Source organism: Paenibacillus sp. J22P218 (assembly GCF_056269195.1).
Genome location: NZ_JBWDNL010000005.1, coordinates 14,379 through 38,122 on the forward strand (window position 1 = coordinate 14,379; position 23,744 = coordinate 38,122).

The 23,744-nt window shown below is 51.4% G+C and carries 17 protein-coding genes; 4 read left to right on the forward strand and 13 right to left on the reverse strand.

All coding sequences use genetic code 11. From position 1 onward, the window contains the following. Positions 1-47: 47 nt before the first annotated feature. Together AC0YN0_RS21330 and AC0YN0_RS21335 are read right to left on the reverse strand one after the other, a co-directional pair. Positions 48-1,391: an ABC transporter substrate-binding protein gene (locus AC0YN0_RS21330; protein WP_475823054.1), complete on the reverse strand. Its 1,344-nt coding sequence runs from the start codon at positions 1,389-1,391 to the stop codon at positions 48-50. Positions 1,392-1,573: 182 nt separating this feature from the next. Continuing rightward, positions 1,574-2,524 carry an ArsR/SmtB family transcription factor gene (locus tag AC0YN0_RS21335; protein ID WP_442050901.1) on the reverse strand — a complete coding sequence of 317 codons (951 nt, stop codon included), beginning with the start codon at positions 2,522-2,524 and terminating at the stop codon, positions 1,574-1,576. Positions 2,525-2,701: 177 nt separating this feature from the next. On the opposite strand from AC0YN0_RS21335, the gene AC0YN0_RS21340 reads away from it, so the two are divergent. Further along, positions 2,702-3,586 (forward strand): deoxyribonuclease IV, encoded by an 885-nt coding sequence (locus tag AC0YN0_RS21340; protein ID WP_475823055.1) that lies wholly within the window; start codon positions 2,702-2,704, stop codon positions 3,584-3,586. Between the two features lie 20 nt (positions 3,587-3,606). Here the strand turns inward: AC0YN0_RS21340 and AC0YN0_RS21345 are convergent, their stop codons facing one another. Beyond that, a complete protein-coding gene (locus tag AC0YN0_RS21345; protein ID WP_475823056.1) occupies positions 3,607-4,572 on the reverse strand; it encodes an ROK family protein in 966 nt (321 codons plus the stop codon). 577 nt (positions 4,573-5,149) lie between these two features. On the opposite strand from AC0YN0_RS21345, the gene AC0YN0_RS21350 reads away from it, so the two are divergent. Further along, positions 5,150-5,674, forward strand: a complete 525-nt coding sequence (locus AC0YN0_RS21350; RefSeq protein WP_475823473.1) for a DoxX family protein — start codon at positions 5,150-5,152, stop codon at positions 5,672-5,674. A gap of 59 nt (positions 5,675-5,733) precedes the next feature. Here the strand turns inward: AC0YN0_RS21350 and AC0YN0_RS21355 are convergent, their stop codons facing one another. The 5 genes from AC0YN0_RS21355 to AC0YN0_RS21375 form a co-directional block, all read right to left on the reverse strand. Then, entirely contained in the window at positions 5,734-6,846 is a 1,113-nt protein-coding gene (locus AC0YN0_RS21355; protein ID WP_475823057.1) for a PAS domain-containing sensor histidine kinase, read from the reverse strand. Beyond that, the gene (locus tag AC0YN0_RS21360; RefSeq protein WP_475823058.1) at positions 6,839-7,492 is read right to left on the reverse strand and encodes a response regulator transcription factor; all 654 of its coding nucleotides are present in this window, start codon (positions 7,490-7,492) and stop codon (positions 6,839-6,841) included. Before AC0YN0_RS21360 ends, AC0YN0_RS21355 begins: the two co-directional genes overlap by 8 nt. A gap of 13 nt (positions 7,493-7,505) precedes the next feature. Then, positions 7,506-7,958: a GAF domain-containing protein gene (locus tag AC0YN0_RS21365; protein WP_475823059.1), complete on the reverse strand. Its 453-nt coding sequence runs from the start codon at positions 7,956-7,958 to the stop codon at positions 7,506-7,508. A gap of 95 nt (positions 7,959-8,053) precedes the next feature. After that, complete coding sequence (locus AC0YN0_RS21370; protein WP_475823060.1) at positions 8,054-8,965, reverse strand: L-lactate dehydrogenase; 912 nt, start codon at positions 8,963-8,965, stop codon at positions 8,054-8,056. Continuing rightward, positions 8,962-9,750, reverse strand: a complete 789-nt coding sequence (locus AC0YN0_RS21375) for a formate/nitrite transporter family protein (protein WP_475823061.1) — start codon at positions 9,748-9,750, stop codon at positions 8,962-8,964. Before AC0YN0_RS21375 ends, AC0YN0_RS21370 begins: the two co-directional genes overlap by 4 nt. A gap of 201 nt (positions 9,751-9,951) precedes the next feature. On the opposite strand from AC0YN0_RS21375, the gene AC0YN0_RS21380 reads away from it, so the two are divergent. Next, the gene (locus AC0YN0_RS21380; RefSeq protein WP_475823062.1) at positions 9,952-10,701 is read left to right on the forward strand and encodes a Crp/Fnr family transcriptional regulator; all 750 of its coding nucleotides are present in this window, start codon (positions 9,952-9,954) and stop codon (positions 10,699-10,701) included. Between the two features lie 555 nt (positions 10,702-11,256). On the opposite strand, the gene AC0YN0_RS21385 is transcribed toward AC0YN0_RS21380, so the two are convergent. The 4 genes from AC0YN0_RS21385 to AC0YN0_RS21400 all read right to left on the reverse strand — a co-directional run bounded on the left by AC0YN0_RS21385 (position 11,257) and on the right by AC0YN0_RS21400 (position 21,619). After that, positions 11,257-12,099 carry an NAD-dependent epimerase/dehydratase family protein gene (locus tag AC0YN0_RS21385; RefSeq protein WP_475823063.1) on the reverse strand — a complete coding sequence of 281 codons (843 nt, stop codon included), beginning with the start codon at positions 12,097-12,099 and terminating at the stop codon, positions 11,257-11,259. Positions 12,100-12,114: 15 nt separating this feature from the next. Next, positions 12,115-13,056, reverse strand: a complete 942-nt coding sequence (locus AC0YN0_RS21390) for an aldo/keto reductase family protein (protein ID WP_475823064.1) — start codon at positions 13,054-13,056, stop codon at positions 12,115-12,117. 233 nt (positions 13,057-13,289) lie between these two features. Further along, positions 13,290-20,492: an S-layer homology domain-containing protein gene (locus AC0YN0_RS21395; protein WP_475823065.1), complete on the reverse strand. Its 7,203-nt coding sequence runs from the start codon at positions 20,490-20,492 to the stop codon at positions 13,290-13,292. A gap of 362 nt (positions 20,493-20,854) precedes the next feature. Then, the gene (locus tag AC0YN0_RS21400) at positions 20,855-21,619 is read right to left on the reverse strand and encodes a sugar phosphate isomerase/epimerase family protein (protein WP_475823066.1); all 765 of its coding nucleotides are present in this window, start codon (positions 21,617-21,619) and stop codon (positions 20,855-20,857) included. A 121-nt stretch (positions 21,620-21,740) separates the two neighbouring features. Here AC0YN0_RS21400 and AC0YN0_RS21405 point away from each other — a divergent pair, with 121 nt between their 5' ends. After that, positions 21,741-22,577: a helix-turn-helix domain-containing protein gene (locus tag AC0YN0_RS21405; protein WP_475823067.1), complete on the forward strand. Its 837-nt coding sequence runs from the start codon at positions 21,741-21,743 to the stop codon at positions 22,575-22,577. On the opposite strand, the gene cntE is transcribed toward AC0YN0_RS21405, so the two are convergent. Further along, positions 22,544-23,743: a staphylopine family metallophore export MFS transporter CntE gene (gene cntE, locus AC0YN0_RS21410; RefSeq protein ID WP_475823068.1), complete on the reverse strand. Its 1,200-nt coding sequence runs from the start codon at positions 23,741-23,743 to the stop codon at positions 22,544-22,546. The genes AC0YN0_RS21405 and cntE overlap by 34 nt on opposite strands. Position 23,744 lies beyond the last annotated feature (1 nt).

The following is a 23,744-nucleotide window of genomic DNA, read 5'->3' on the forward strand; positions in this document are numbered from 1 at the left end:
CTTCCGGCTCATAGCCGAAAGCCTGCAGATGCCCTTGCATTATGAACCTATTCGCTGAGCACTTTCTGAATGGCGTCCTGCATCTTAGTCATTGCGTCAGCCGGCGTCATTTTGCTAGCCCATACCTCGTTAAGGAATTTGAACAAAGCGTTGTCGCGAATCGTCCAGTTTTTCGTCGACGGCTTGCTGAACTTAACTGTGTCGGCAACGGACGCGTAATCGGCGCGGTTTGGCAGATCTTTGAACTCTTGCTTCTCGAACACGGAAGGTTTCGAAGGAATATGTCCCGCTTTCGCCCATACTTGGCCGTTCTCGGCAACCCAGTCCGCGAAGATGATAGCCGCTTTGCGTTTCTCCGGATCTTCCTTCTTCGTCACCGGAAGAATGATCGTGTGCGAATCGCCCCAAGTCGCTTCTTGGTCGAAAATCTTCGGAATCGGCATAGCGCCGAAATCAAGGCCTTCCGTCGATTCCCAAGTTCCGGTTGCCCATACGCCCGTCATCATAATGGCAGCCGTGCCGCTTTGGAAGTTTTTGTAGAAGTCAGGATCGTTTTTCTTGATATAACCTTTTGTATAGATGTTCTGGAGATACTCGGCAGCTTTCGCGCCTTTCTCCGTGTCAAGCGCAGCTGTTGCAAGATCGTCGGATACGACGTCATTGCCGCCCAATTGGTGATACAGCGCCCACCATAGACGGAACGGGTCGTCGTTGCTGTTCGACAACGCGAACGGCGTAACGTTAGCCGGAAGCTTCTGCTTCAGCGTATCGAGGAACGAGACGAAGCCGTCAGCGGATTGCTCCAACACAGGCTTGCCGTCATCGCCGAGCAGACCGGCATCCTTCAACAGCTTCTTGTTATAGTACATAATGAATGGATGCGTATCGATCGGCACTGCGTAATGCTTGCCGTCTACTACTGCCGCATTAAGCAAATTCTGGTTGTATGTGCCCCAATCAACGCTAGCGGTTTCCGCCACTTCATCCAGCTCGGAAACTACCCCTTGATTGATCAAGTCAGGCAGGCGTGATGTATGAGAGATGCCGACATCCGGACCGTTGCCGTTGCCGACAGCCGTAATTAGCTTCGTGTAGTATTCGCCCCACTCAAGCTTGGTGTTTTTCACTTGAATGTCGGGATGGCTTTTATTGAAATCATCGATCAGCTTCTGCATGTTGTCGCCGTCGCCGCCGCTGAACAATGTCCAGAAGGACAACGTCACCTTGCTTCCGCCGGAATCCCCAGTTGAAGCGCTTCCATTGTTCTCCGAAGTATTGCCACTGCCACCGTTATTACCGCCATTGTTGCCGCCGTTATTGCTCCCGCATGCGCTAAGCACCAGCGAAGCTGTCAGCAGCGTAGCCAAAGTCAAAACATAACCCTTTTTCATGTTTAGCCTCCCCTATGATTTAAAATCATTTTTCAGGCACAAAACTTTTTCCTCACTTTATTACAATAATTTTGTACCACAAACTCATATTATCCCCCATTTACGATTTTGTCAACGGTTTCAAACCAAATTTGTGTAATTAAATAATAAAAAAAAGACCTTCAATTACAAGGAATCTGTAATTAAAGGTCTTTCGTTTCGTCCTGATCTGCCGCATAATACACTTTAACGACAATATCCTGCTCGTAATCACCGAATTGTTTGCCGAATAAGTTCATGCCGCCTTGGTGAACGGCATCCGACTTCACACCGAGCCGAAGCCTAATATTAGGGCGCTGCATCAGCTTTAAGTCGCTGATCGTGATGTCGGAAATTTTTTGCATATCCAGTGATGCGCCATTCCTGTCGATTCGCCAATTTTTGAGCAATCCGTATTGCGTGCACCAGTCGGGCCACCAAGAAGGCGTCATCTTGCCGCGTCGATCACCGAAGTCGCCTGGACTCGTCCAGGTACCGATCTCAACGCCATTGATCCATAACGTAATATCCGAAGGCCAATTATTATCGTAGTTAGGCGCTTCCGAGCATAGCTCCATCGATAGCTCCAAAGCGTCAATCCGCGCTTCCGGTGGAACTTCCATCGGCATCAAATATTCCAAATACCCTTTGCGAAGCCAAATGATCTGCGCTCCGATATGCTTCGGGTGATAGAAGCTTGCCGGCTCGTCCTCCCGAACGATCATCCCGTCGACGTTAGCCATGCCGCAGGTTGGGTGAACCTCGCAGTCGCTGTAGTGGCCGATTGGCATTTCCATCTCGTAGATGAGAAGCGCTCCTCTTGGAATGGTCTTCTCCACGTTGAAGGCGATGTGAATGTCGTCATAATTGCGGCTGCACACCTTCATGGCTCCGCGCGATGCCGGCAGCAGCTCGGTATTGATCAGCTTGGCTGCCTCCAGCACTTTAACGTTATTGGCGACGGTAGATACCGGCAGCTTAAGCGTCTCTGCAATTTCAACCACATTCATATTCCTTGTACTGAGAAGCCGAAGCATATCGACGCGAGCCCGGGTAGATAACGCATGCGAAACTTGGACAAGCTTATCTGGATCTTGAAAGCTTAACTCCAGCATTATAGTTTGACACCTCCTTATTTATGATTAATTACAATTATTTTATATGATAACGTCATTTATATCAATAATGTTGAATTAAAATATTATTTTTGTATCAATTGAATTTACCTTTGAATAATCGGCTTCAGCCGTGCAACAATAGATTCTATTGATCGATGGGAGGTGAAAGGTCTGATGTTATTAATCGGTTCCCATGTTTCCATGGGCGGGAAGGGGATGCTTCTCCAAGCGAGCGAGGAAGCAGCCTCATACGGCGCTTCAACCTTTCTAATCTATACAGGCGCTCCACAGAATACGCGGCGCAAAGCAATCGAGGCCTACAACATTGAGGCTGGCCATGCCCATATGAAAGAGCATGGAATCTCGAACATTGTCGTGCATGCTCCCTTCCTCATTAATCTGGCGAATACGCGTAAAGATCAAGTATTCAATCATAGTATTTCATTTCTTCGCGATGAAATAGAGCGCACGGCGGCGCTAGGCTCGGAGCAGCTCGTGCTTCATCCCGGCGCGCATATCGGCGCAGGTCCAGAAGCAGGCATCAAACGAATTATTGAGGGATTAAACGAAGTATTGTCGGAGGAACGGCATCGACAAGTACAGGTATCGCTGGAAACGATGGCAGGCAAAGGCTCTGAGATCGGCCGGACCTTTGAAGAGCTTGCGATGATTATTGAAGGCGTCCGCCACAATGAGCGGCTGTCCGTCTGTCTCGATACATGCCATATCCATGATGCCGGCTACGATATCGTTCACGACTTCGACGGCGTTCTGAATGAATTCGACCGAATCATCGGGCTCGATAAGCTCAAAGTGATTCATGTCAATGACTCCAAGAACGAACGGGGCTCAGGCAAAGACCGCCATGAAAATATCGGTCACGGCCACATTGGCCTTAAAGCGCTCGACTATATTGTTCACCACCCGCAGATGAAGCTCTTGCCAAAGCTATTAGAGACGCCTTCGATCGGCAAGATCAAATATAAAGACGCCCCGTACAAGCACGAGATAGCGCTGCTGCGCAGAGAAGTCTCGGAGCCGGTCACGAAGCTCGACTAAAGGATATGGAGCGTTGCACGTTATGACAGCTTGCTGTTCGCGTAGGCAGCCGCACCGATCACGCCGGCTTGTCCGCCCAGCTTCGCTTGTTCGATCTTGCATGCGCTCGAAGAAAGCTTCAAGGCATGCTTCGCAACGGTATCGCGAACTGAATTGAGCAAGCGATCGCCAGCAGCCGACATTCCACCACCAACTATAATCAGCTCAGGGTTCAGCAGGTTGATGACATTTCCGAGGCCAAAACCCAGAATCCCCCCCGTCTCATGCATGACCTCTATTGCCAGTGAATCTCCTTGGTCGTAAGCGTCCGATATCATACGGGCCGTAATGGCGGCCGGATCATTTTCCGTCCATTCCGTCAGGATGCTCGTTCGGCCTTCCTCCAGCTTCTCCGTGAAAGTTCTGACCATTCCGATAGCGGACACGTATCTGCCCAAGCAGCCAGAGCTTCCGCAACGACAAGGACGGCCTTCCCGGTACATGTTCATATGCCCGATTTCCCCAGCACTGGAGGTAGTACCGTAGACCACTTTCCCATCATTAACAATACCCGATCCTAACCCGGTGCCTAATGTGATCAATACTATGTTTTTGTAACCGACACCCGCACCAAACAGCCACTCGCCATACAGATTGACCCGCACATCGTTGTCGATGAATACAGGAAAATCAAAATATCGCTTCATAAAATCGACGACATGGATGTTCTCCCACCCCGGAAAGTTTGGCGAAAATATAGAGAGACCTTCGTCTGGGTTAAGTAACCCGGGAATCCCCATACCCATGCACTTTATGGATGCATGATCGATTCCTTCGTCCGTGAGCATCTGTTGAATGATTTCTTTCATTCTGTTCAACACATGGTCAGGACCTTTGGCTGCTTCCGTAAGGTCGCTTCTTTCATGTACGGTTTGAAACTCCGAGTCGAAAATCGCAGACTTGATATTCGTTCCGCCAAGGTCGATTCCAATTACATAGTTACTCATCATCATTCTCCGCTCTTCTTTCATATCGATTTCGTTCAATTTACTTTAGTACCATGGCTTCAGTCAACCTCAATAGGGCCAAACTCATTTCATTCCTTCGTCTGTTAAGGACCCAGGCGACAGTATTAGGACATATTTCAATCTTATTGCGTGGTTACGGACCAAGGTGACTTTATGGGCTCCCTTTTTCAACAAACTTGTGCCGATAGCTTCTGTTAGAGTCCGATGAGTCCGTTAAGACGGGAATCGGAGGGGGAAACCGCAGTTAAGGTCTTTACGGTCCTCACTGCGAATAGAAACCTATTTGTATCAGATATTCCTCTTGCACCGAGCTGCGCAAGCTCGTTCGTCACCGACGCCCAGTCGAAGGAGAAACCGGCATAGCAAACTTTTGGGCTTGATAAATAATGAGATTGTGAAATAGATCACATACATCCCTTTCAAAACGGTTTATGCTTGAACTATCAAATCACAGAAGAAGGTGAGAGCGATGGAAACGAAATACTCCAGAGCATCCGCATCACAATTATTCGTTCGATAACCCTATTAAATACAAAGACAGGAGTGTTCTATCATGATGATGAAACTTTGGAGAGAAAATAATTGGGCCGCTGCCATCATAACCGTAATAAGAATCGTGCTTGGCTACCAATGGCTTACCGCAGGATGGCATAAACTGACGGACGGATTCGATGCAGCGGGATTCCTTAATAAGGCGATCGAAACTCCGGTAATGGATAAGGCAACCGGCGAAGCGGTATATCCGACCTTTAACGCCTTCCTAGAGAACTTCGCGCTGCCGAACGTCAAGCTCATTAACGTAATGATCCCTCTCGGCGAATTTCTAGTCGGCCTCGGTCTTATACTTGGTGCTCTGACAGCCGCCGCCGCGTTCTTCGGCTTACTGATGAACTTCATGTTCGTGTTCGCCGGAACCGTAAGCACGAACCCTTGGCTGATGCTGCTAGGCATGCTGGTCGTCGTAGCAGGCACCAACGGCGGTCGTTACGGATTAGACCGCTACGTTCTTCCGCTGCTGAATAAAGTGTTCAACAACCTGTTCAAGCGCAATCCGCAAAACCGCCCAACGGACATGAATTAATCATCTAGCTCTAAAAAAGACCCAGATCATCCTATGCGGATGATCTGGGCTTTCTCTATTCAAGATTTTTTGGGTATGATCAATAGGATTTTCGTTCCTTGCCCGGGTTGTGATTGAACGACTAAATGCCCGTCTATCGCGCGAGCCCGCTCCTCCATACTGAACAGCCCCACTCCTTTGGTGCTGCTATCGCGTTGAAAGCCTTTGCCCTCATCCACGACGTTCACTTCGATCCGGTCGGGCAAATCCGATAACGTAATGAAGCATTCATCAACATCGGCATACTTGCCGATATTCGTAAGCGCTTCTTGTATGATCCGATAAATCGTTGTTTCTTCCTGAGGTCCCAGTCGTCCGCGCAAATGGATATCAAGCTTGACTCCGATGCCGTAATGATTCGTGAAATTGTCCGTATAAGTACGAATAGCCGGCACTACGCCAAGATCGTCTAGAACGGAAGGACGCAATTCCCAAGCAAGACTGCGGACGTCCTCCATCAGATGGGATACGCTTGTACGAAGACGCTCCGCGTCGTCTAGCGAACCGTCTTGAATCAGCTTATCCATGCCAATGAGAAGGGAGAACAAGCTCTGCCCAATACCGTCATGCAGCTCGCGGGATAATCGTCTGCGTTCCTCTTCCTGAATGATCATTACCTGCTTCATCATTTGCTGAAGCTCCTCCTGCACGCGCTTCAGCTCGGTCACCTCGTTGCGAATGGCCAAATATTGATACGGCTTCCCTTTCGCGTTAAGGAAAGGAACGATCGTCGTGTTTACCCAATAATAGCTGCCGTCTTTGGCCCGGTTCTTAATGTCGCCTCGCCAGACGCTTCCGGATGCAATCGATTTCCATAGCTCGTTCATGAAATTTTTGCTATGATAACCCGAATTAATGATCCGATGATCCTTGCCCATCAGTTCCTCGCGTTCATACTTCGAGATTGCGCAAAATTTATCGTTTACGTATTGGATGATGCCCTTATGGTCGGTGACGGCTACGATGGAAGATTCATTTAACGCGAGCTTGATATCTGCGAGGTGGAGAAGCGCATGCTTCAGCTCCATTCTAACGGCCGGATCCTCCATATGCTCATCCAGCTTGGAAATCAAAGAGACGACGCGCTGTCCGATGACTTCTGGACGTTTCTCTTCCCAGCCCGGATTATTCAAAGTTCAACAGCCCCTTTTTCATCGCATACCTGACCAAATCAGGTCTCGTCTTTAATCCAAGCTTATCCATCACATTCGCTTTGTGGGATTCGACCGTTTTTATGCTGATGACGAGTTGCTCGGCGACTTCTTTGTTGCTGTAGCCTTTGGCAACCAAAGATACAACTTCCTTCTCTCGTTCTGACAGCATATCCAACGCTCTTCCGTTGTCGCCAGCTGCGGAACGCTCCAAATATTCGCTCATTAATCGCTTAGTCGCTGTGGGATACAGATAGGCATTTCCCTCGGCTACCGTTCGAATCGCGGTTAGCAGCTCTTCATGGGGAGCACTCTTCAATATGTATCCAGAGGCGCCGGCATGAATGCCTTGGAACAAGTACTCGTCATCGTCGTGCATCGTAAGGATGAGAACCGCTACAGCAGGAAGCAGCTGCTTAAGTTCCTTGGTCGCGGTTAAGCCGTCCTTGCCATGGGGCATGCTGAGATCCATTAACACAACATCAGGCTTCAACAGCAAGGCAAGCTTAATCGCTTCGTCACCTTCCGATGCCTCACCGATAACCGTTATACGTTCTTTTTCGTTCAACAGCATTTTAAGCCCGGATCGTACCATCGCATGGTCGTCGACAATGCAAAGCTTAATCATAGTTCCCCTCCGATTATGTTTTGTATCTGGAGATCTCTACTAGATTCGAAAGCTCGATAGCACACTGCTCCAGATAGATAAGATTAGTATCCGTATAGCTATGAGGATGACGTACGCCAACCATTAGAACGCCGGCAGAGCCGAATCCATCAGGAATCGGAATAGCTGCCGCCGTGTGAAGGCCCTCGGCCAGCATTAATGAACATTCGAAGCGAGGTTTGTTTGCTTCTTTCGATGCAATATCCTTAATCAAGCTTCGTCCCAATAGAAGGGCCATGCCTGGCAGGCCCTTGCCTCGCTTAACGATCATATGCTCATAACGATGATTCATATTGCCGCTTGCATATCGCCAGCGGTACTTGCTGCCATCGTCGATCGGGAGAGCCAAAGCCGTAAAGTCGCTTAATGAAGTAACTCGTATATAATGAACGGCACGGCTTATTGTGTCAGCTTCAAAATTTCTCATCGTTATTCACCCTTCATACGAATTGTAACATGATTTGATTAAGAAATAGCCCCTTATCCGAAACGCGAGATAAGGGGCTATTCGATTATTCTCGTTTATTTGACGGTTTCAATGAGCTCTTTCAAGTGATTGGCGGACCGGTGGAGAAGCGCCTTCTCTTCCTCGCTGATTCGGATATCCAACACCTCTCGAACCCCTTGCCGGTCTACGATGCAAGGCACGCCCATGAACACATCAGACACGCCGTGGTAGTTGTCGAGCAGCGTAGATACATTAAGAACGGCGGATTCATCTCGAAGAATGGCGGTTACGATACGGTCCAGCGCAAGCGCGATCGCGTAATAGGTAGCCCCTTTGGCCTCGATAATCTGATAAGCCGCATCCCTCGTATTCGCGAAAATCTCGGACTTCGCAGCGTCGGTAAGCGAGAAATTCGTTCCTGCCACATTAGCGAGGCTCCATACCGGCAGCTCGGTATCGCCGTGTTCGCCGATAATGTGCGCGTGTACGCTTCGCGGGTCGATGTGCAGCTGCTGCCCGATCAAATATCGGAAACGCGCGCTGTCGAGCAGCGTTCCCGAGCCGATAACCCGGTTGATCGGCCATCCCGACTTTTGCCACGTAAAGTAGCTCATAATATCGACCGGATTCGTTGCGATCAGCAAAATGCCGTCCGAGTTATATTTTAAAACCTCCGTTATAATGCTTTCGTAGATCGCCGCGTTGCGTTTCAACAGATCCGTCCGCGTCTCTCCAGGCCTTTGCGCCGCTCCAGCGGTAATAATGACGATATCCGCGTCCTTACAGTCTTCATAGCTTCCCGCCCATACTTTCGCTTGGCCGAGAAACGGCATCCCGTGGTTCATATCCAGCGCGTCTCCGACTGCTTTGTTCACGTTCGCATCGATAAGCACGAGTTCGTCCATCCGGCTTCTCAGCAACAGTGTGTACGCGGTTGTGGAACCGACAGCACCTACGCCAATGACAACAACTTTGGATTTTTTCATTTTGATTGCTCCTCTTCGGTTGGTTTATTCACAAAATAGTACATCGCGCCCATTAACACCGAGCCGCCGAACAAATTGCCAAGCGTAACCGGAACGAGATTATGGATCATGCCGCCAAACGTGATGGTATCCGGATAGTTGAGAACAAGCGCGATAGCAAACGTGCATAAATTGGCAATGCTGTGCTCGTATCCGGAAATGAAGAAACAGAAGACGAACAGCATCATAGCGAACAACTTGGGACCGTCTCCTCTTAACGACATCGGGATGAAGAACGCCAGACAGACGAGCCAGTTACACAATAAGCCGCGGAAAAAAAGCTCCATCGTCGGCGCATGCAGTTTCTTTTCCACCACGCTTAGCAGAAAGCCGTTGACCTCAGCGGATTGAAACAGTCCCGTTCCCCATATAAGCAGCGCAAACGCGCAAGCTCCGAGAACGTTCCCGATATAGCTAGCCGTCAGCAGTTTCCCCACATGGGCCCAGCTCATCTGACGGCGAAGCGCCGCGTAGGTATAGTAAAACGTATTGCCGGTAAACAGATCGCCCCCGCCATAGGAAATCAGTATGATCGCGGCTCCGAAGGTCATCGCTGCCATCGGGTACGTAAGCGGAGAATGTTCCGTATAAAAGAAGCTGCCTGTCTTGAAGGCCACGATTACGCCAAACCCGATAAACATACTGGCGAGCATGGATCGCAGAAGATAGCGCAGTTTGCTTGAATGGAACAGTTTGTATTTCTTAAGCGCCAGCTGTTCGATGCGCCGTAATGGAAGTTGCTCCATACACACCCACATCCTTTCCGCCGATTTCTTATGCCGAGCTTCTGCATCTATTAAAACACTCCCTGTACTCTGCACGCTGTGACGTTGATCACAAATAAATCAGGGATTTTCCCCCTCAAAGATAGGGAGATCCCCCGATGCTCACCTCACATCGCAAAAGGTAAAATTAGGGTAGAAACAATCGGAGAGGGGATGGCTGGAATGGCCATTAACGCATATACGCAAAAAGAGACATCGAAAGGGAATGAACCGGAGAATCGGAGCAACGGGATTGACGCTTTCTTCTCGCCTGACAGCTTCAGCAAACTGAGCAGCATTATGAACAACAAAACTGTAATGTCGGGATCGTACTTGTTCTGGGAGGGGGATGCGGCGGACCATCTTTATTATGTAAAAAAAGGACGCGTAAAGCTTACCAAAACGACGGATAGCGGCAACAAAATGACCTTGTATCTCCACCACGCGGGCGACCTGTTTGGTCAGATGGATCCTTTTCAAACGAATACTCAAACCTTTAATGCGGAAGTCATCGAAGATGCCGAGTTTGGCATTATTGAGCAGAAGGATCTCGAGCTGCTGCTATGGCAGCATAGGGATCTTGCTATCGCCTTCATGAAATGGATGGGCGTGATGCATCGTATGACGCAATCCAAGTTTCGCGATCTGATGCTCTACGGGAAGACCGGTGCCTTATGTTCGCTGTTAATCAGGCTCTGCAATTCTTATGGTGTCCAGCAAGGGAACATGATCCGCATCGATAAAAAAATGAACAATTCGGAAATGGCCGAAATGATTGGAGCCACGCGCGAAAGCGTGAATAGGCTTCTGAACGATATGCGCAAGGAGGATGTGATCAGCATCGAGCATGGAACGATATTCGTCAAAGATGTTGCTTATTTGCGACAAATATGCAAATGCGAGAACTGTCCGTTGGAGGTATGCAGGGTTTAACGCGAGTTATGCTATGGGTTTGCAGACTGTCGATTCATTCGGTTCTCGTCGAGGTGCAGCAGCCTTTTGCATGGATTTCATACAGTCAAAGAGCTAGGAACGAGGAGATATCGGAGTTTGATTGGATTTTGTGTAGTCAAATGGATTATCGTACTAGCCGACGGTTACAGAGCTTATTAGGTGCATTTCGTCGAACTAATCTTAGTTGCCGCACGGTTGCGAGCTCGATAGTTGCTTTTCATCGAACTAATTCGGCCGATTCACCACCCACTCACCAAACTAGCCCGTTTAGTTGCCTGATATCGAACTATACAGGCAGCTCGCTTGGTACAAGACTAATTAGTTGCCTAGAATGACACTATAGCGGATTAGCTGTCTTTTGGAGCGTACCTCCTTATGCCGTGTAGGAGCTCACCCCCCTTTCCATTAATTTAAGCACCAAATCGCACCACAAGTTATCCACAAGTCTTAGAGTTCCATAATTTCCTAAACAATAAGAAAGGAGCAGTCTGCCTTAGGCGACTGCTCCTTTCTTATTAAACGATAAGCTCAGCTCTAAACATAATTGCGCCAAGCATGCTTCGGCTGCCAGTTCAGCAGCCGCTTGGCTTTCTCGTTGCTCAGCAGCGACTCATGACCGTCCAGCGGTTTGCGGAAGTCCTTGACCTCCGGGAATCGCGCAGCCATCAGGTCGCGGCTCGCAACCGCCATGCTGGAATCATCCGCCGCCACATTGAGCGCCACGCTTCCAAGTCCTTCGGCTTCCACCGCCAGCCTGCAAGCTTCCGCCGCATCCCGTGTATCGATATAGCTCCACAAGATACGCTCGCGCTGCTCGGGATCATGGATAAAGGACGGGAACCGCTCATATGCCTCTGGCGCTATTACGTTGCCCAGCCGGAAAGAAACCACCTGCATGCCCGTTCTGCGATGGATCATGTCGGCCGTTTGCTCATTCACGATCTTGGATAACCCGTAACTGTCCTGCGGAAGCTGAGGATGCTCCTCATCGACGGGGACATATAGCGGCCCAAACCGCTCAAGGGCAAAGACGATTCCATAGGACGATTCGCTCGATGCAATGACGGCCTTGCGTATCCCCAATCCCGCCGCAGCCTCAAGCACGTTATATGTGGACATCACATTATTGTGGAACGTTACCTCGTTAGGATGCGAGTAAGCGACGGGTATAGCCGCCAAATGCACGACGGCATCCGCCCCGGCCAATGCTCCGTAAACTTCGCCAAGTTGGTTCAGATCGACGATGACGGTTCGGCTGAGCGGCTCCGCCGGATGTTTGACATCCGCATTGACGACCTCATACCCCTGTTCTACAAAATGCTTGACCACCCATCTGCCCAGCATCCCGCTTCCGCCTGTTACTACTACTTTAGGCACAACGCTTACTCCCTTCTACACGGCTATAATTTGTTCGATTCGCTCGAGCACGTCGGCGCTTAGCACGATACCGGCCGCTTTCGCGTTCTCTTCAACCTGCTCGGGACGGCTGGCGCCAACCAGCGCGCTCGACACATTCGGCTGCCGCAAAATCCATGCAAGCGCCAATTGGCCAACTGTAAGCTCAAGCTCGGAAGCTACTTTGCCCAGCTCGATTACTTTGTTGATCTTCTCTTCGGTTACATTTTTGCGCATGCCATCGAGCTTCGCGGCACGGCTATCTGCGGGCAGCTCGTTCACCGAGCTGTACTTGCCGGTCAACAACCCTTGAGCGAGCGGCGAGAATACGACTTGTCCGATGCCGCCTCGTTCGCCGTAAGGAATAACTTCCTTCTCAATATACCTATTGAACATGTTGTAGATCGGTTGGTTGACGACGATTCGATCCAACAAATAACGGTCCGCAATCGCATGAGCCTCCACCATTTGGGCAGTCGTCCACTCGCTGACGCCTACATACAGCACCTTGCCTTGACGAACCAGATCGTCGAGCGCCCGGAGCGTCTCATAGAGCGGCGTGCTCGGATCATGGCGGTGGCAGTAATACAGATCCACATAGTCCGCTCCTAGCCTCTTCAGGCTGGCATCGCATTGCTCCTTAATATGTTTGCGGGACAAGCCGCGGTCATTGGGGCCGTCGCCCATCTGACCGAACACCTTGGTCGCAAGCACATAGGATTCACGAGGAAAGGCACGCAGCGCCTCGCCCATCAGCTTCTCCGCCGCCCCTCTTTCGTATACGTTTGCAGTATCAAAAAAATTAATGCCCAGACCATAGGCCGTTTGTATCGCTTTCATCGCATTTTCGCGTTCTACGTATCCTCCGTATGTCAACCAGCTTCCAAGACTAATTTCACTAACCTTCAATCCGCTGTTTCCCAACTGACGAAATTGCATCTCTAATCAGCTCCTAAAGAATAGTGTACAAACATTAAGAAGGCTTCTTAAGCCTGCCTCTCTATTCTAGAGAAGTTTGTATCGCGACGAAAGTAGTGAAATAAAGATCACTATATTATATCGGATATACCTACTATACCTAAGGTAACTACCCTTCGGTTCGGCGAAAAAATAACGCTCACGTCAATGACGGGCACGAGGCACCGTCATTGTTCGTGAACGCTTAGAGTTGTCTATATCAGTTTAGACTGCTGCAAAAATCGTAATACCATTGTCGCAACTTCAGCTCGGGTTATATACGCCTTGGGCGAAAGCCTATTCCCTGCGCGTCCCGATACGATACCGGCTTCCAAACAATTCGCAAGCCCGTTCTTCGCCCATTCCGATACGCTGTCCGCATCCGAATAACGATGAAGCTGAGCAGCAACATCAATTGCTTGCAGGTTTTTATCCGGATTAATCAGCTTCATCGCCTTGGCCATAATGACAAACGCCTGCTCGCGCGTTATTCGGTCGTTCGGTCTGAACTTGTCGCGAGGGAATCCCTCGATCAAGCCGTATGAATAGGCGGTTTGGACGGCGCCGCTGTACCAATCGCCCTCCTTCACGTCGACGAAGCTCGTCGTACCTTGCTCTACACTTAGCCCTAGCCCACGAACGATCATGTCCGCGAACTCAGCTCGCGTAATGTCGCGATTCGGTTGGAACAAACCGCTTGCCGGGACACGCAGGACCAATCGCGCGCCTAGGTCATTTATTGCCGCTTCAGCCCAATGACCTTCGACGTCGAAGAAGTTTGCTGAATGGTAAACAATTGCGAAGGTGCCATTCGACAAGTCGCTCAACTGCACGTAATACTTGCCGTCGATAAGGATAATCTTGCTTGGAACATGCCGGAACTCTCCATTCGGCTCGATAGCGACAGCCGTCGAGACTTTGCTCGGGTTAACTCCCGGAGCTATCGCTATCAGTCTCTCTGAATAAGCTTTATACCGGGCTTGCTCATACGTCTTGTTATCGTACTCCGCCTGGATCGTAAACGTTATCGCAGGCGAGACGATCACCAGATGCATCCGATCGGCAGCGTCCTGCAGTTTTTTGACCATGTCATCCGACGAGTTGGCTACTGAAATTTGTACGATTATGTCTTGAAGCTGTGCCTTGTTGCCGAAGCGCTCTGCAATCGCGTCGATATTGATCTGCTTCGCAGCGATCGTATTGACCGCTTTCTCCGTACGTACAACAAGAGTGGCTTCCTTCAACTGCAGGTTTCGAATCATTTCGCCGTTCAACTTGACGATTACAGCATTAAAGCCCTTGCCTGCGTCAAGCGTAATGACTGCTCCTTGTTTTTCTTTCTTCAACCAGTCAGTCAGCTTCTCGGAATCAAGCTCCAAAGTGAGGACCGTACGGTCATTCGTTGTCGTTGATATTACTTTTCCAAGTATATCTGCCAGCTGGCCGTTCACCAAGCACCTCACCCCGTCAACAGGCGGAGTCGGCGGCTGCGGAGTTGTTGTACTCTTGCTAGGCTTTACCGAATTGGAAACAGCGGATACTTCGCCTGGTCCTACACCGTTGATCGCACGAACCGTAAACGTATAAGCCTTGCCGTTGCTTAGCCCCGAAACCACGATTCGGGTTGTCGTTCCGGTTGCCGTAATCCCGCCCGGATACGCCGTGACTTCATAGCGAATAATGGCGCTCCCCCCGTTGTCCTCCGGCGCTTCGAAACTAACGGTCGCTTTCTTATCGCCCGCGCGTGCCTGTACGTTCGTCGGTGCTGAAGGAACGGTAGCAGGTGTCGCGCTGACTTCGCCTGAGAAGGAGCTCCATACTCCCGAATTGCCTGCTTTGACCGCAAAATAATAGGTAATGCCATTAGTTAGACCTGTCACGCTGTAGCTCGTTCCACTCACTGTTGCAACCGCGGAGTCGTCGTAAAGACCAGATGCCGTAGCTACATAGATTTCGTATTCGTCGGCCTCCTCCACGGCATCCCATTGCAAGGCAACGCTCTCGTTTCCGGCTGCAGCCTGTAGATGATCAGGGCTTGCAAGAACGCCAGGAAGGTTTACGACTTGCGTAACCGTAAAAGTGATGTCGTCCATTTGGGCAGCTGATACGGTCACGGTCATCGTATACGTCCCTGCGGCTAGACCATTCATTGCTTTTACCGTAAAGCTGGTGGGCGGCGAACCGCTATTCAAGGTCGATGCCGGTTGAGTGATCTCGAAGGACTCCGCGTCAGACCCGCTTGTCGATACGGACAAGTCCGTTAAATCGCCAGATCCGATATTCGTAATAGGGATGATAAGGGTCTGCTGTGTATTAGGCTCATAACCTAGCGTCAAGACTTCTCCCGTTTGATTGTCTATCGCTTCAATCTCATACGTAATTTCTTCGGATACCGTGACAGCGACGATACTGCTCGTTGCGCTGGCCGTCTTCGTGCCATTGACACTCGCATTCGTGTTCGTTATCACGACGTAGTAATACGTTGTTCCCTCCGTTGCGGTAGGTGCGTTATAGTCTGCGAAGATCGCTTCGTCTATAAGCGTGCCGCCGGAGGTGCTGTTCGTAGCGTTGCTGTACCACTGGTAACTGAGCGTTCCTCCGTCGCTGACGCTGCCCGCCACGCTAAGCGTCGCCGTTCCGCCCACATCCACCGTCGTAGCCGTCGGCTGCGTTCCTATAGTCGGCGTTGCCGCGTTCACAATCGCGTTCACCGTCACCAAGACAACATTACTTGTCGCGGTCGCCGTCTTCGTGCCGTTGACGCTCGCATTCGTGTTCGTCACTATGACATAGTAGTACTTCGTTCCCACTGCTGTCGTCGGCGCGTTATAGCTCGCGCTCATCGCTCCGTTCAGCAGCGTGCCGCCGCTAGTGCTGTTGCTAGTGTTGTTGTACCACTGGTAGCTGAGCACTCCGCCATCACTGACGCTGGCCGCCACGCTTAACGTCGCCGTTCCGCCGACATTCACCGTCGTAGCCGTCGGCTGCGTTCCTATAGTCGGCGTTGCCGCGTTCACGATCGCGTTCACCGTCACCAGCACGACGTTACTCGTAGCGGTAGCCGTCTTCGTGCCGTTCACGCTCGCATTCGTGTTCGTCACCACGACATAGTAGTACTTCGTTCCCGTCGCTGTCGTCGGTGCGTTATAGCTTGCGCTGCTCGCTCCGCTCACAAGCGTGCCTCCGGATGTACTGTTCGTCGTGTTGCTGTACCACTGATAACTTAACGTTCCGCCGTCGCTAACGCTCGCCACTATGCTCAGCGTCGCTGTCTCGCCTACGTTCACTGTCTTAGCCGTCGGCTGCGTTCCGATCGTTGGCGTTGCCGCGTTCACGATGGCGTTCACCGTCACCAGCACGACGTTGCTCGTCGCCGTCGCGGTCTTCGTGCCGTTCACGCTCGCATTCGTGTTCGTCACCACGACATAGTAGTACTTCGTCCCCGCCGCTGTTGTCGGCGCGTTATAGCTCGCGCTCGTCGCTCCACTCAGCAGCGTGCCGCCGGAAGTGCTGTTCGTCGTGTTGCTGTACCACTGGTAGCTGAGCACTCCGCCATCACTGACGCTAGCCGCCACGCTTAGCGTCGCCGTTCCGCCCACATCCACGCTCTTAGCCGTCGGTTGCGTTCCGATCGTTGGCGTTGCCGCGTTCACGATGGCGTTCACCGTCACCAGCACGACGTTGCTCGTCACCGAAGCAGTCTTCGTCCCATTGACACTCGCATTCGTGTTCGTCACCACGACATAGTAGTACTTCGTTCCTGCCGCTGTCGTCGGCGCGTTATAGCTTGCGCTGCTCGCTCCGCTCACAAGCGTGCCACCACTCGTACTGTTGCTAGTGTTGCTGTACCACTGGTAGCTGAGCACTCCGCCATCACTGACGCTAGCCGCCACGCTTAGCGTCGCTGTTCCGCCGACATCCACCGTCTTAGCCGTCGGCTGCGTTCCGATCGTTGGCGTTGCCGCATTCACAATGGGATTTACAACAACCGAGACTACGCTGCTCGTCACCGAAGCTGTCTTCGTACCATTGACACTCGCATTCGTGTTCGTTACCACGACATAGTAGTACTTCGTCCCCGCCGCTGTCGTCGGCGCGTTATAGCTCGCGCTGCTCGCTCCGCTCACAAGCGTGCCGCCGGACGTACTGTTCGAAGTGTTGCTGTACCACTGATAGCTTAACGTTCCGCCATCGCTAACGTTTGCCGCCACGCTTAGCGTCGCTGTTCCGCCTACATTCACTGTCTTAGCCGTCGGCTGCGTTCCGATCGTTGGCGTTGCCGCGTTCACGATGGCGTTCACCGTCACCAAAACAACGCTGCTCGTCACCGAAGCAGTCTTCGTCCCATTGACACTCGCATTCGTGTTCGTCACTATGACATAGTAGTACTTCGTTCCCACTGCTGTCGTCGGCGCGTTATAGCTCGCGCTCATCGCTCCGTTCAGCAGCGTGCCGCCGCTAGTGCTGTTGCTAGTGTTGTTGTACCACTGGTAGCTGAGCACTCCGCCATCACTGACGCTTGCCGCCACGCTAAGCGTCGCCGTTCCGCCCACATCCACCGTCTTAGCCGTCGGCTGCGTTCCGATCGTTGGCGTTGCCGCGTTCACGATGGGATTTACAACAACCGAGACTACGCTGCTCGTCACCGTCGCCGTCTTCGTCCCGTTCACGCTCGCATTCGTGTTCGTCACCACCACGTAGTAATATCTCGTGCCCGCCGCTGTCGTCGGCGCGTTATAGCTCGCGCTCGTCGCTCCGCTCACAAGCGTGCCTCCGGACGTACTATTCGTCGTGTTGCTGCACCATTGGTAGCTGAGCACTCCGCCATCACTGACGCTTGCCGCCACGCTAAGCGTCGCCGTTCCGCCCACATCCACCGTCTTAGCCGTCGGCTGCGTTCCGATCGTCGGCGTCGACGCATTTACAATGGGGTTCACAACAACCGAGACTACGCTGCTCGTCACCGAGGCAGTCTTCGTCCCATTGACACTCGCATTCGTGTTCGTCACCACGACATAGTAATATCTCGTCCCCGCCGCTGTCGTCGGCGCGTTATAGCTCGCGCTTCTCGCTCCGCTCACAAGCGTGCCGCCGCTCGTACTGTTGCTAGTGTTGCTATACCACTGGTAGCTGAGCGTTCCTCCGTCACTGACGCTGGCCGCCACGCTAAGCGCCGCCGTTCCGTCAACGTTCACCGTCTTAGCCGTCGGCTGCGTTCCGATCGTCGGCGTTGCCGCGTTCACGATGGCGTTCACCGTCACCAAAACAACGCTGCTCGTCACCGAAGCCGTCTTCGTGCCATTGACACTCGCATTCGTGTTCGTCACCACGACGTAGTAATATCTCGTCCCCGCCGCTGTCGTCGGCGCGTTATAGCTCGCGCTCGTCGCTCCATTCACAAGCGTGCCGCCACTCGTACTGTTCGAAGTGTTGCTGTACCACTGATAGCTTAACGTTCCGCCATCGCTAACGTTTGCCGCCACGCTTAGCGTCGCTGTTCCGCCTACATTCACTGTCTTAGCCGTCGGCTGCGTTCCGATCGTTGGCGTTGCCGCGTTCACGATGGCGTTCACCGTCACCAAAACAACGCTGCTCGTCACCGAAGCAGTCTTCGTCCCATTGACACTCGCATTCGTGTTCGTCACCACCACGTAGTAATATCTCGTGCCCGCCGCTGTCGTCGGCGCATTATAGCTCGCGCTCGTCGCTCCATTCACAAGCGTGCCGCCACTCGTACTGTTGCTAGTGTTGCTATACCACTGATAGCTGAGCGTTCCTCCGTCGCTGACGCTGGCTGCCACGCTAAGCGCCGCCGTTCCGCCAACGTTCACCGTCTTAGCCGTCGGCTGCGTTCCGATCGTCGGCGTTGCCGCATTCACAATGGGGTTTACAACAACCGAAACTACGCTGCTCGTCGCCGTCGCCGTCTTCGTCCCGTTCACGCTCGCATTCGTGTTCGTCACCACCACATAGTAATATCTCATCCCCGCCGCTGTCGTCGGCGCGTTATAGCTCGCGCTGCTCGCTCCGCTCACAAGCGTGCCGCCGGACGTACTGTTCGAAGTGTTGCTGTACCACTGGTAGCTGAGCGTTCCGCCATCGCTGACGCTGGCCGTCACGCTAAGCGTCGCCGTTCCGCCAACGTTCACCGTCTTAGCCGTCGGCTGCGTCCCAATGCTCGGCGTTGCTGCATTGGTCAACATCGTAGCAGCCCTGACTTGACCATTGGATCCGTTATTCTCCATCCAAAATGCATATAAACTACCATTAAATACTTGAAGGGAAGGGTACGCTGCGTTGATGCCTGTATTCACGTTAAGACCGGTCGTACCGCCATCATCCATACTTGACCAAGTCGTACCGTCGTACTTTTTCACCCGAACCTGAGCGATCGTTCCGTTACTTTCAAGCCATATTGCATATAGAGCATTATTGTACACGGTCAATTTAGGTACGGATGCGTTCCTCGCGGCATTTACGTTCAAACCGCTCGAACCGCCTCCGTCTGCGCTCGCCCAGCTCGCTCCATCATACTTCTTAACCCGTATCTGATTACTTTCCGTCCATGTTGCATATAGAGCGCCGTTGAATTCAACCAATTCGGGCATTATTCCGTGGGCATAAGCCGGATCCGCGTTCAAGCCGGTTGCCCCGCCGCCATCCGCGCTCGTCCAGCTAGTGCCGTTATATTTCTTCACTCGTACCTGGAAGAAGGCAGTATCGCTTTCATACCAAGCTAGATATAAGACATTGCCGAATACAGCCAATGTAGGATACATCGCGGAATTGGCTGTATTGATGTTCAACCCGGTTAGGCCTCCGCCGTCTGCGCTGATCCAACTGGCGCCGTTAAAGCTCATCACACGAATTTGATAGACACCGTTAACCGACTCATACCAAGTGACATATAAGACGTTATTTGCCACGGCCAGACGGGGAGCGTTTGCGCTTCCCGATGCGTTCCCGATAAGCCCTCCGCCATCTACGCTGGTCCAACTGCTGCCGCCGTTATACCTCTTTACTCGAATTTTCCCGCTTTCCTGCCATGCCGCAAATAAGACGTTGCTGTAGACAGCCAGGTCAGGATTAATCGCTGACTGCGACGTATCGATATTCAATCCGGTCGCACCGCCGCCGTCAACGCTGCTCCAGGTTGACCCGTTATAGCTCTTAACGCGGATCTGATCGACTGTTGCGGACTTTTCGGTCCATGCCGCATAAAGGACATTGTTGTATACGGCAGTACGCGTATTTAGCCATGAGCCATAAGCCGGATTCACGTTCAAGCCGTTAGCGCCGCCGCCATCCGCCATCACCCAGTTAGAAGCTGCCGCCTTTGCCGTTCCGGGCGGTAGAAAGGGAATAATTAGACTTGCCAATAACAGATATATCATCGTTCTGCGCATTAGAAGCTTCATAATAACCGCACTCCTCCTTATAATCGAATGTTTTTACGAAAGAAAATCGACGTTCCCATAACAAATCCAAATTCAATTATAGGGTTTGAATCCAAAAAAATGACCTACCCATGAAGGGTAGGTCTACGACTAAATAGGGTAGTATTTCCAAAATAACAAAGCTCCTGCAGGATTACCTGCCCCTTGATGCTTCGCCGTGAAAACCCGTTTTTGCTCTCCCCTTTCCTTTTGCTGTGATAATACTAACACTCGCAAAACAGGGCAGTATACCGTCATATTTTTGATCGTTGCGCATAATTTTAGGACTTCATTTGAACTAAAAAAAAACAGCCTGACCCTGAGGTCAGACTGCCATCTACTATTCACTTAAACTTCTTTTTCATAAAAGCCAAAGCCGCCGGAAGCTCTTCCTCCGGGTGATTCGTATTGCATTCTGCGGAAATAAGACCGGAGTAACCTGCCTTCTTCAGCGACTCTGCGAATGGTCCATAAGGGTATTGCCCCGTACCCGGACTTAATCTGCCTGTATCCGCCAAATGAATATGGGCCAACCAGTCCTTATGCTCGACCATCGTATCCAGCGGTTCGTTCTCCTCATCCATATGGTAAAAATCGGCCAATACTCGTATGGATCGGCGGTTGGCCTGCCCCGCGAAAGCGACTGCCTCAGCAACGCTATTGATTAGATTCGTTTCTTTCTTATTCAGCGGTTCAATCGCTACCGTAACGCCGGTTCCATCGAATTCGTCGCCCATCCAGCCAAGCAACTGCGTGAACTGCTCTTCCGCGCGTCCCCTATCCCAGCCGTCCGGCACATGCCTTGCGCGACCGCTCCCGAGTACGACGATGCGTGCGCCGATTCGGTTCAATGCTGAAGCAGCCTTCGACACATAACGGCGAATGCGTTCCGAATCGGTATCAGGACCAACAACGGGTAAGCCGTTCGGAAAAAAGACGTTAAATGCACGCGGCGGCAGCGGACTATCGATAAACTTCGGCATTACCTTCTCGAATTCCGATTGATTCTCGAGCATTAACGAGGTGACCGTGCATTCGATGTAGTCAAATCCCAGCGAGCGAAGCGTCTCCGCCTCATCAATCCCTTTACACCATCCGAACGAATACATGTTACCGCCCCTTTATTTGTTTCTTACTTCCATTATAAGATGGTGATAAGGAACCGGAATGCTTCATAGTAACCCGAACATGTCATTTCGTACGATGTCAAAACGTAAGGGAGCGTGGGCCGTGAGCAGCTTGAACTTATTCGATGAGCTTTCAGAGCATGTCATGCTTCGCATCTATGCTAGCGGAGAAGCCATTCATCCTGATGGTTGGATAGAAAACAAACAGCATCCCGATTACGACCTATGGTTTGTTCGCAAAGGGAACATTGAAATCCGCATTGACGAACAAGTCCACCTGGCATCGGAAGGAGATTTGATTCTTTTTAGTCCGAAGGTTGTCTATACGGCTACGAACCTAGGTGCCGAATGCAGCTTTATTTTCACGCACTTTCATTTTGGTCTGGGAAATCACCTTAGAATACTAGACAATTATTCACTGGAAGGCATTATGGCAAGCTCGCTAGTACAGGAGGAAATGGGCTTGTACTTAGACTCTTTCGACCAGCATATGCACGGCATTCCGATGTCGGCGATCAGATTGAAAGGAGCGCTCACGATTCTAATTGCAAAGATCTTGGAATGTTATGGGCGCGGGGATTACCAAGGGGGGTTCGCGAAACATGTCCCTGCCAGGAATCGAAATACGAATCTGCAGGCGCTGCAGCCTGTATTTGCTTTTATCCAAGATCGTCTGCATCAGCCGGTCCGCATTGGAGAGCTTGCCGAACTAGCGGGCATGTCCGAGAAGTATTTCATCCTTTATTTCAAACAGGCTTTGGGCATTACGCCGGGTTCGTATATTTACCAATTGAAAATGAATCGGGCCCGCGAGTTGTTGTACAGCAGAACGTATTCGATTCAGCAAATCGCAGGTTTGCTCGGTTACCCCGATCCATACAGCTTCTCGAAGGCATTCAAAAAATATTACAAAGTACCGCCCTCAAAGTTCGTGTGGTAATTTCGGAAAGCAATAACAACCGTTGCGGCTGCCAAGACTGCACAGACCAAGTACATAAAGGAGTACGAGGATATATCCGCTACCGGCCCCATAATGATGCCGCCCAACGAGACTCCTAAATCGGTCATCGCGATAAATAATCCGATCAGCACGTTCCGGTTCGTCTGGGGCAATACGAAGGAGAGATAAGTCGTCAACGTCGGATAGAGCAGCGCTTGCCCTAGTCCCATCAGCAAAGCGCCAGCGTAGAACGGAAAGGCTCCCCACCATAGTGAAGCGCTCACGCATAATGCCGCTACAGCTATTAAGCACATCGTTCCCATGATGAACAGGGAATGCCACCTTCCGTCGGAAGGAATTCTCTTACTTAACGCGTACCTGGCAAAGACGACGGCGCCTGCCTGAAGCATCAAATAGACGCCCGCATTGCCGCTTTTCAATTGCGCAGCGTACAGAGGCATAAAGGCCGTAATCGCGCCAAATACGATAGAAGCCGCTACCATCAATACGCTGCATCTGAACAAATCGCGATTTTTGACCAACTGGCCGAGCGAACTTAACGTGCTCATTCGATGCTCGGATCGATCCCCATTCGCAGCCGCGACATTCGCGGATTGATCCAGCTTGACCGTATAACCGAACAAACCCGTGAAGACCGCTATCGCCACCATCGTTATGGAGAAAGCATCCATGGTACCGGATTGCCAGATTCCAAGAGCCAACAGAGGCCCGATCATGCCCGGAATATACGTAAACAACGAGTAGAAGGAAATGCCTTGGGAGCGCTCCTTCTCCGGCAAAGCGTCAATGATGCCGATTTGCAAAGCCATGGAAAAGAAAGCGGTACATACGCCTTGCAACATGCGGGCGGCGAAATAACCCTCCAATCCGGTTACCGTATATAAGATCAAAGCGCAGCCATTTATAATAAGGATAAATCGCAGTACTTTAATCGGCCCGTACTTCTCGACAATAACGCCTGCCCAAGGCCGGAAGCACATCGAGGCCATCATGTAGGCTCCCATGATCAAGCCGATGGTCGTGCTGCTTGCCCCTGCGGATTCACCGCGTAACGGGATGATGACATTCAGTATGGAATTGGCGCTGAAATAAAGCAAAGCCAACAGGTATAACCGCAGAAATGGCCAAGACATCGCTCCGCTCAAT

Bases quoted from the DNA above. Each gene is read 5' to 3' on its own strand.
- AC0YN0_RS21390 (WP_475823064.1), bottom strand. From the start codon at position 13,056: ATGCAATTTCGTCAGTTGGGAAACAGCGGATTGAAGGTTAGTGAAATT.
- AC0YN0_RS21365 (WP_475823059.1), bottom strand. From the start codon at position 7,958: ATGAGAAATTTTGAAGCTGACACAATAAGCCGTGCCGTTCATTATATA.
- AC0YN0_RS21335 (WP_442050901.1), bottom strand. From the start codon at position 2,524: ATGCTGGAGTTAAGCTTTCAAGATCCAGATAAGCTTGTCCAAGTTTCG.
- AC0YN0_RS21330 (WP_475823054.1), bottom strand. From the start codon at position 1,391: ATGAAAAAGGGTTATGTTTTGACTTTGGCTACGCTGCTGACAGCTTCG.
- AC0YN0_RS21400 (WP_475823066.1), bottom strand. From the start codon at position 21,619: ATGTATTCGTTCGGATGGTGTAAAGGGATTGATGAGGCGGAGACGCTT.
- AC0YN0_RS21360 (WP_475823058.1), bottom strand. From the start codon at position 7,492: ATGATTAAGCTTTGCATTGTCGACGACCATGCGATGGTACGATCCGGG.
- AC0YN0_RS21380 (WP_475823062.1), top strand. From the start codon at position 9,952: ATGGCCATTAACGCATATACGCAAAAAGAGACATCGAAAGGGAATGAA.
- AC0YN0_RS21395 (WP_475823065.1), bottom strand. From the start codon at position 20,492: ATGAAGCTTCTAATGCGCAGAACGATGATATATCTGTTATTGGCAAGT.
- AC0YN0_RS21340 (WP_475823055.1), top strand. From the start codon at position 2,702: ATGTTATTAATCGGTTCCCATGTTTCCATGGGCGGGAAGGGGATGCTT.
- AC0YN0_RS21345 (WP_475823056.1), bottom strand. From the start codon at position 4,572: ATGAGTAACTATGTAATTGGAATCGACCTTGGCGGAACGAATATCAAG.
- AC0YN0_RS21375 (WP_475823061.1), bottom strand. From the start codon at position 9,750: ATGGAGCAACTTCCATTACGGCGCATCGAACAGCTGGCGCTTAAGAAA.
- AC0YN0_RS21370 (WP_475823060.1), bottom strand. From the start codon at position 8,965: ATGAAAAAATCCAAAGTTGTTGTCATTGGCGTAGGTGCTGTCGGTTCC.
- AC0YN0_RS21350 (WP_475823473.1), top strand. From the start codon at position 5,150: ATGATGAAACTTTGGAGAGAAAATAATTGGGCCGCTGCCATCATAACC.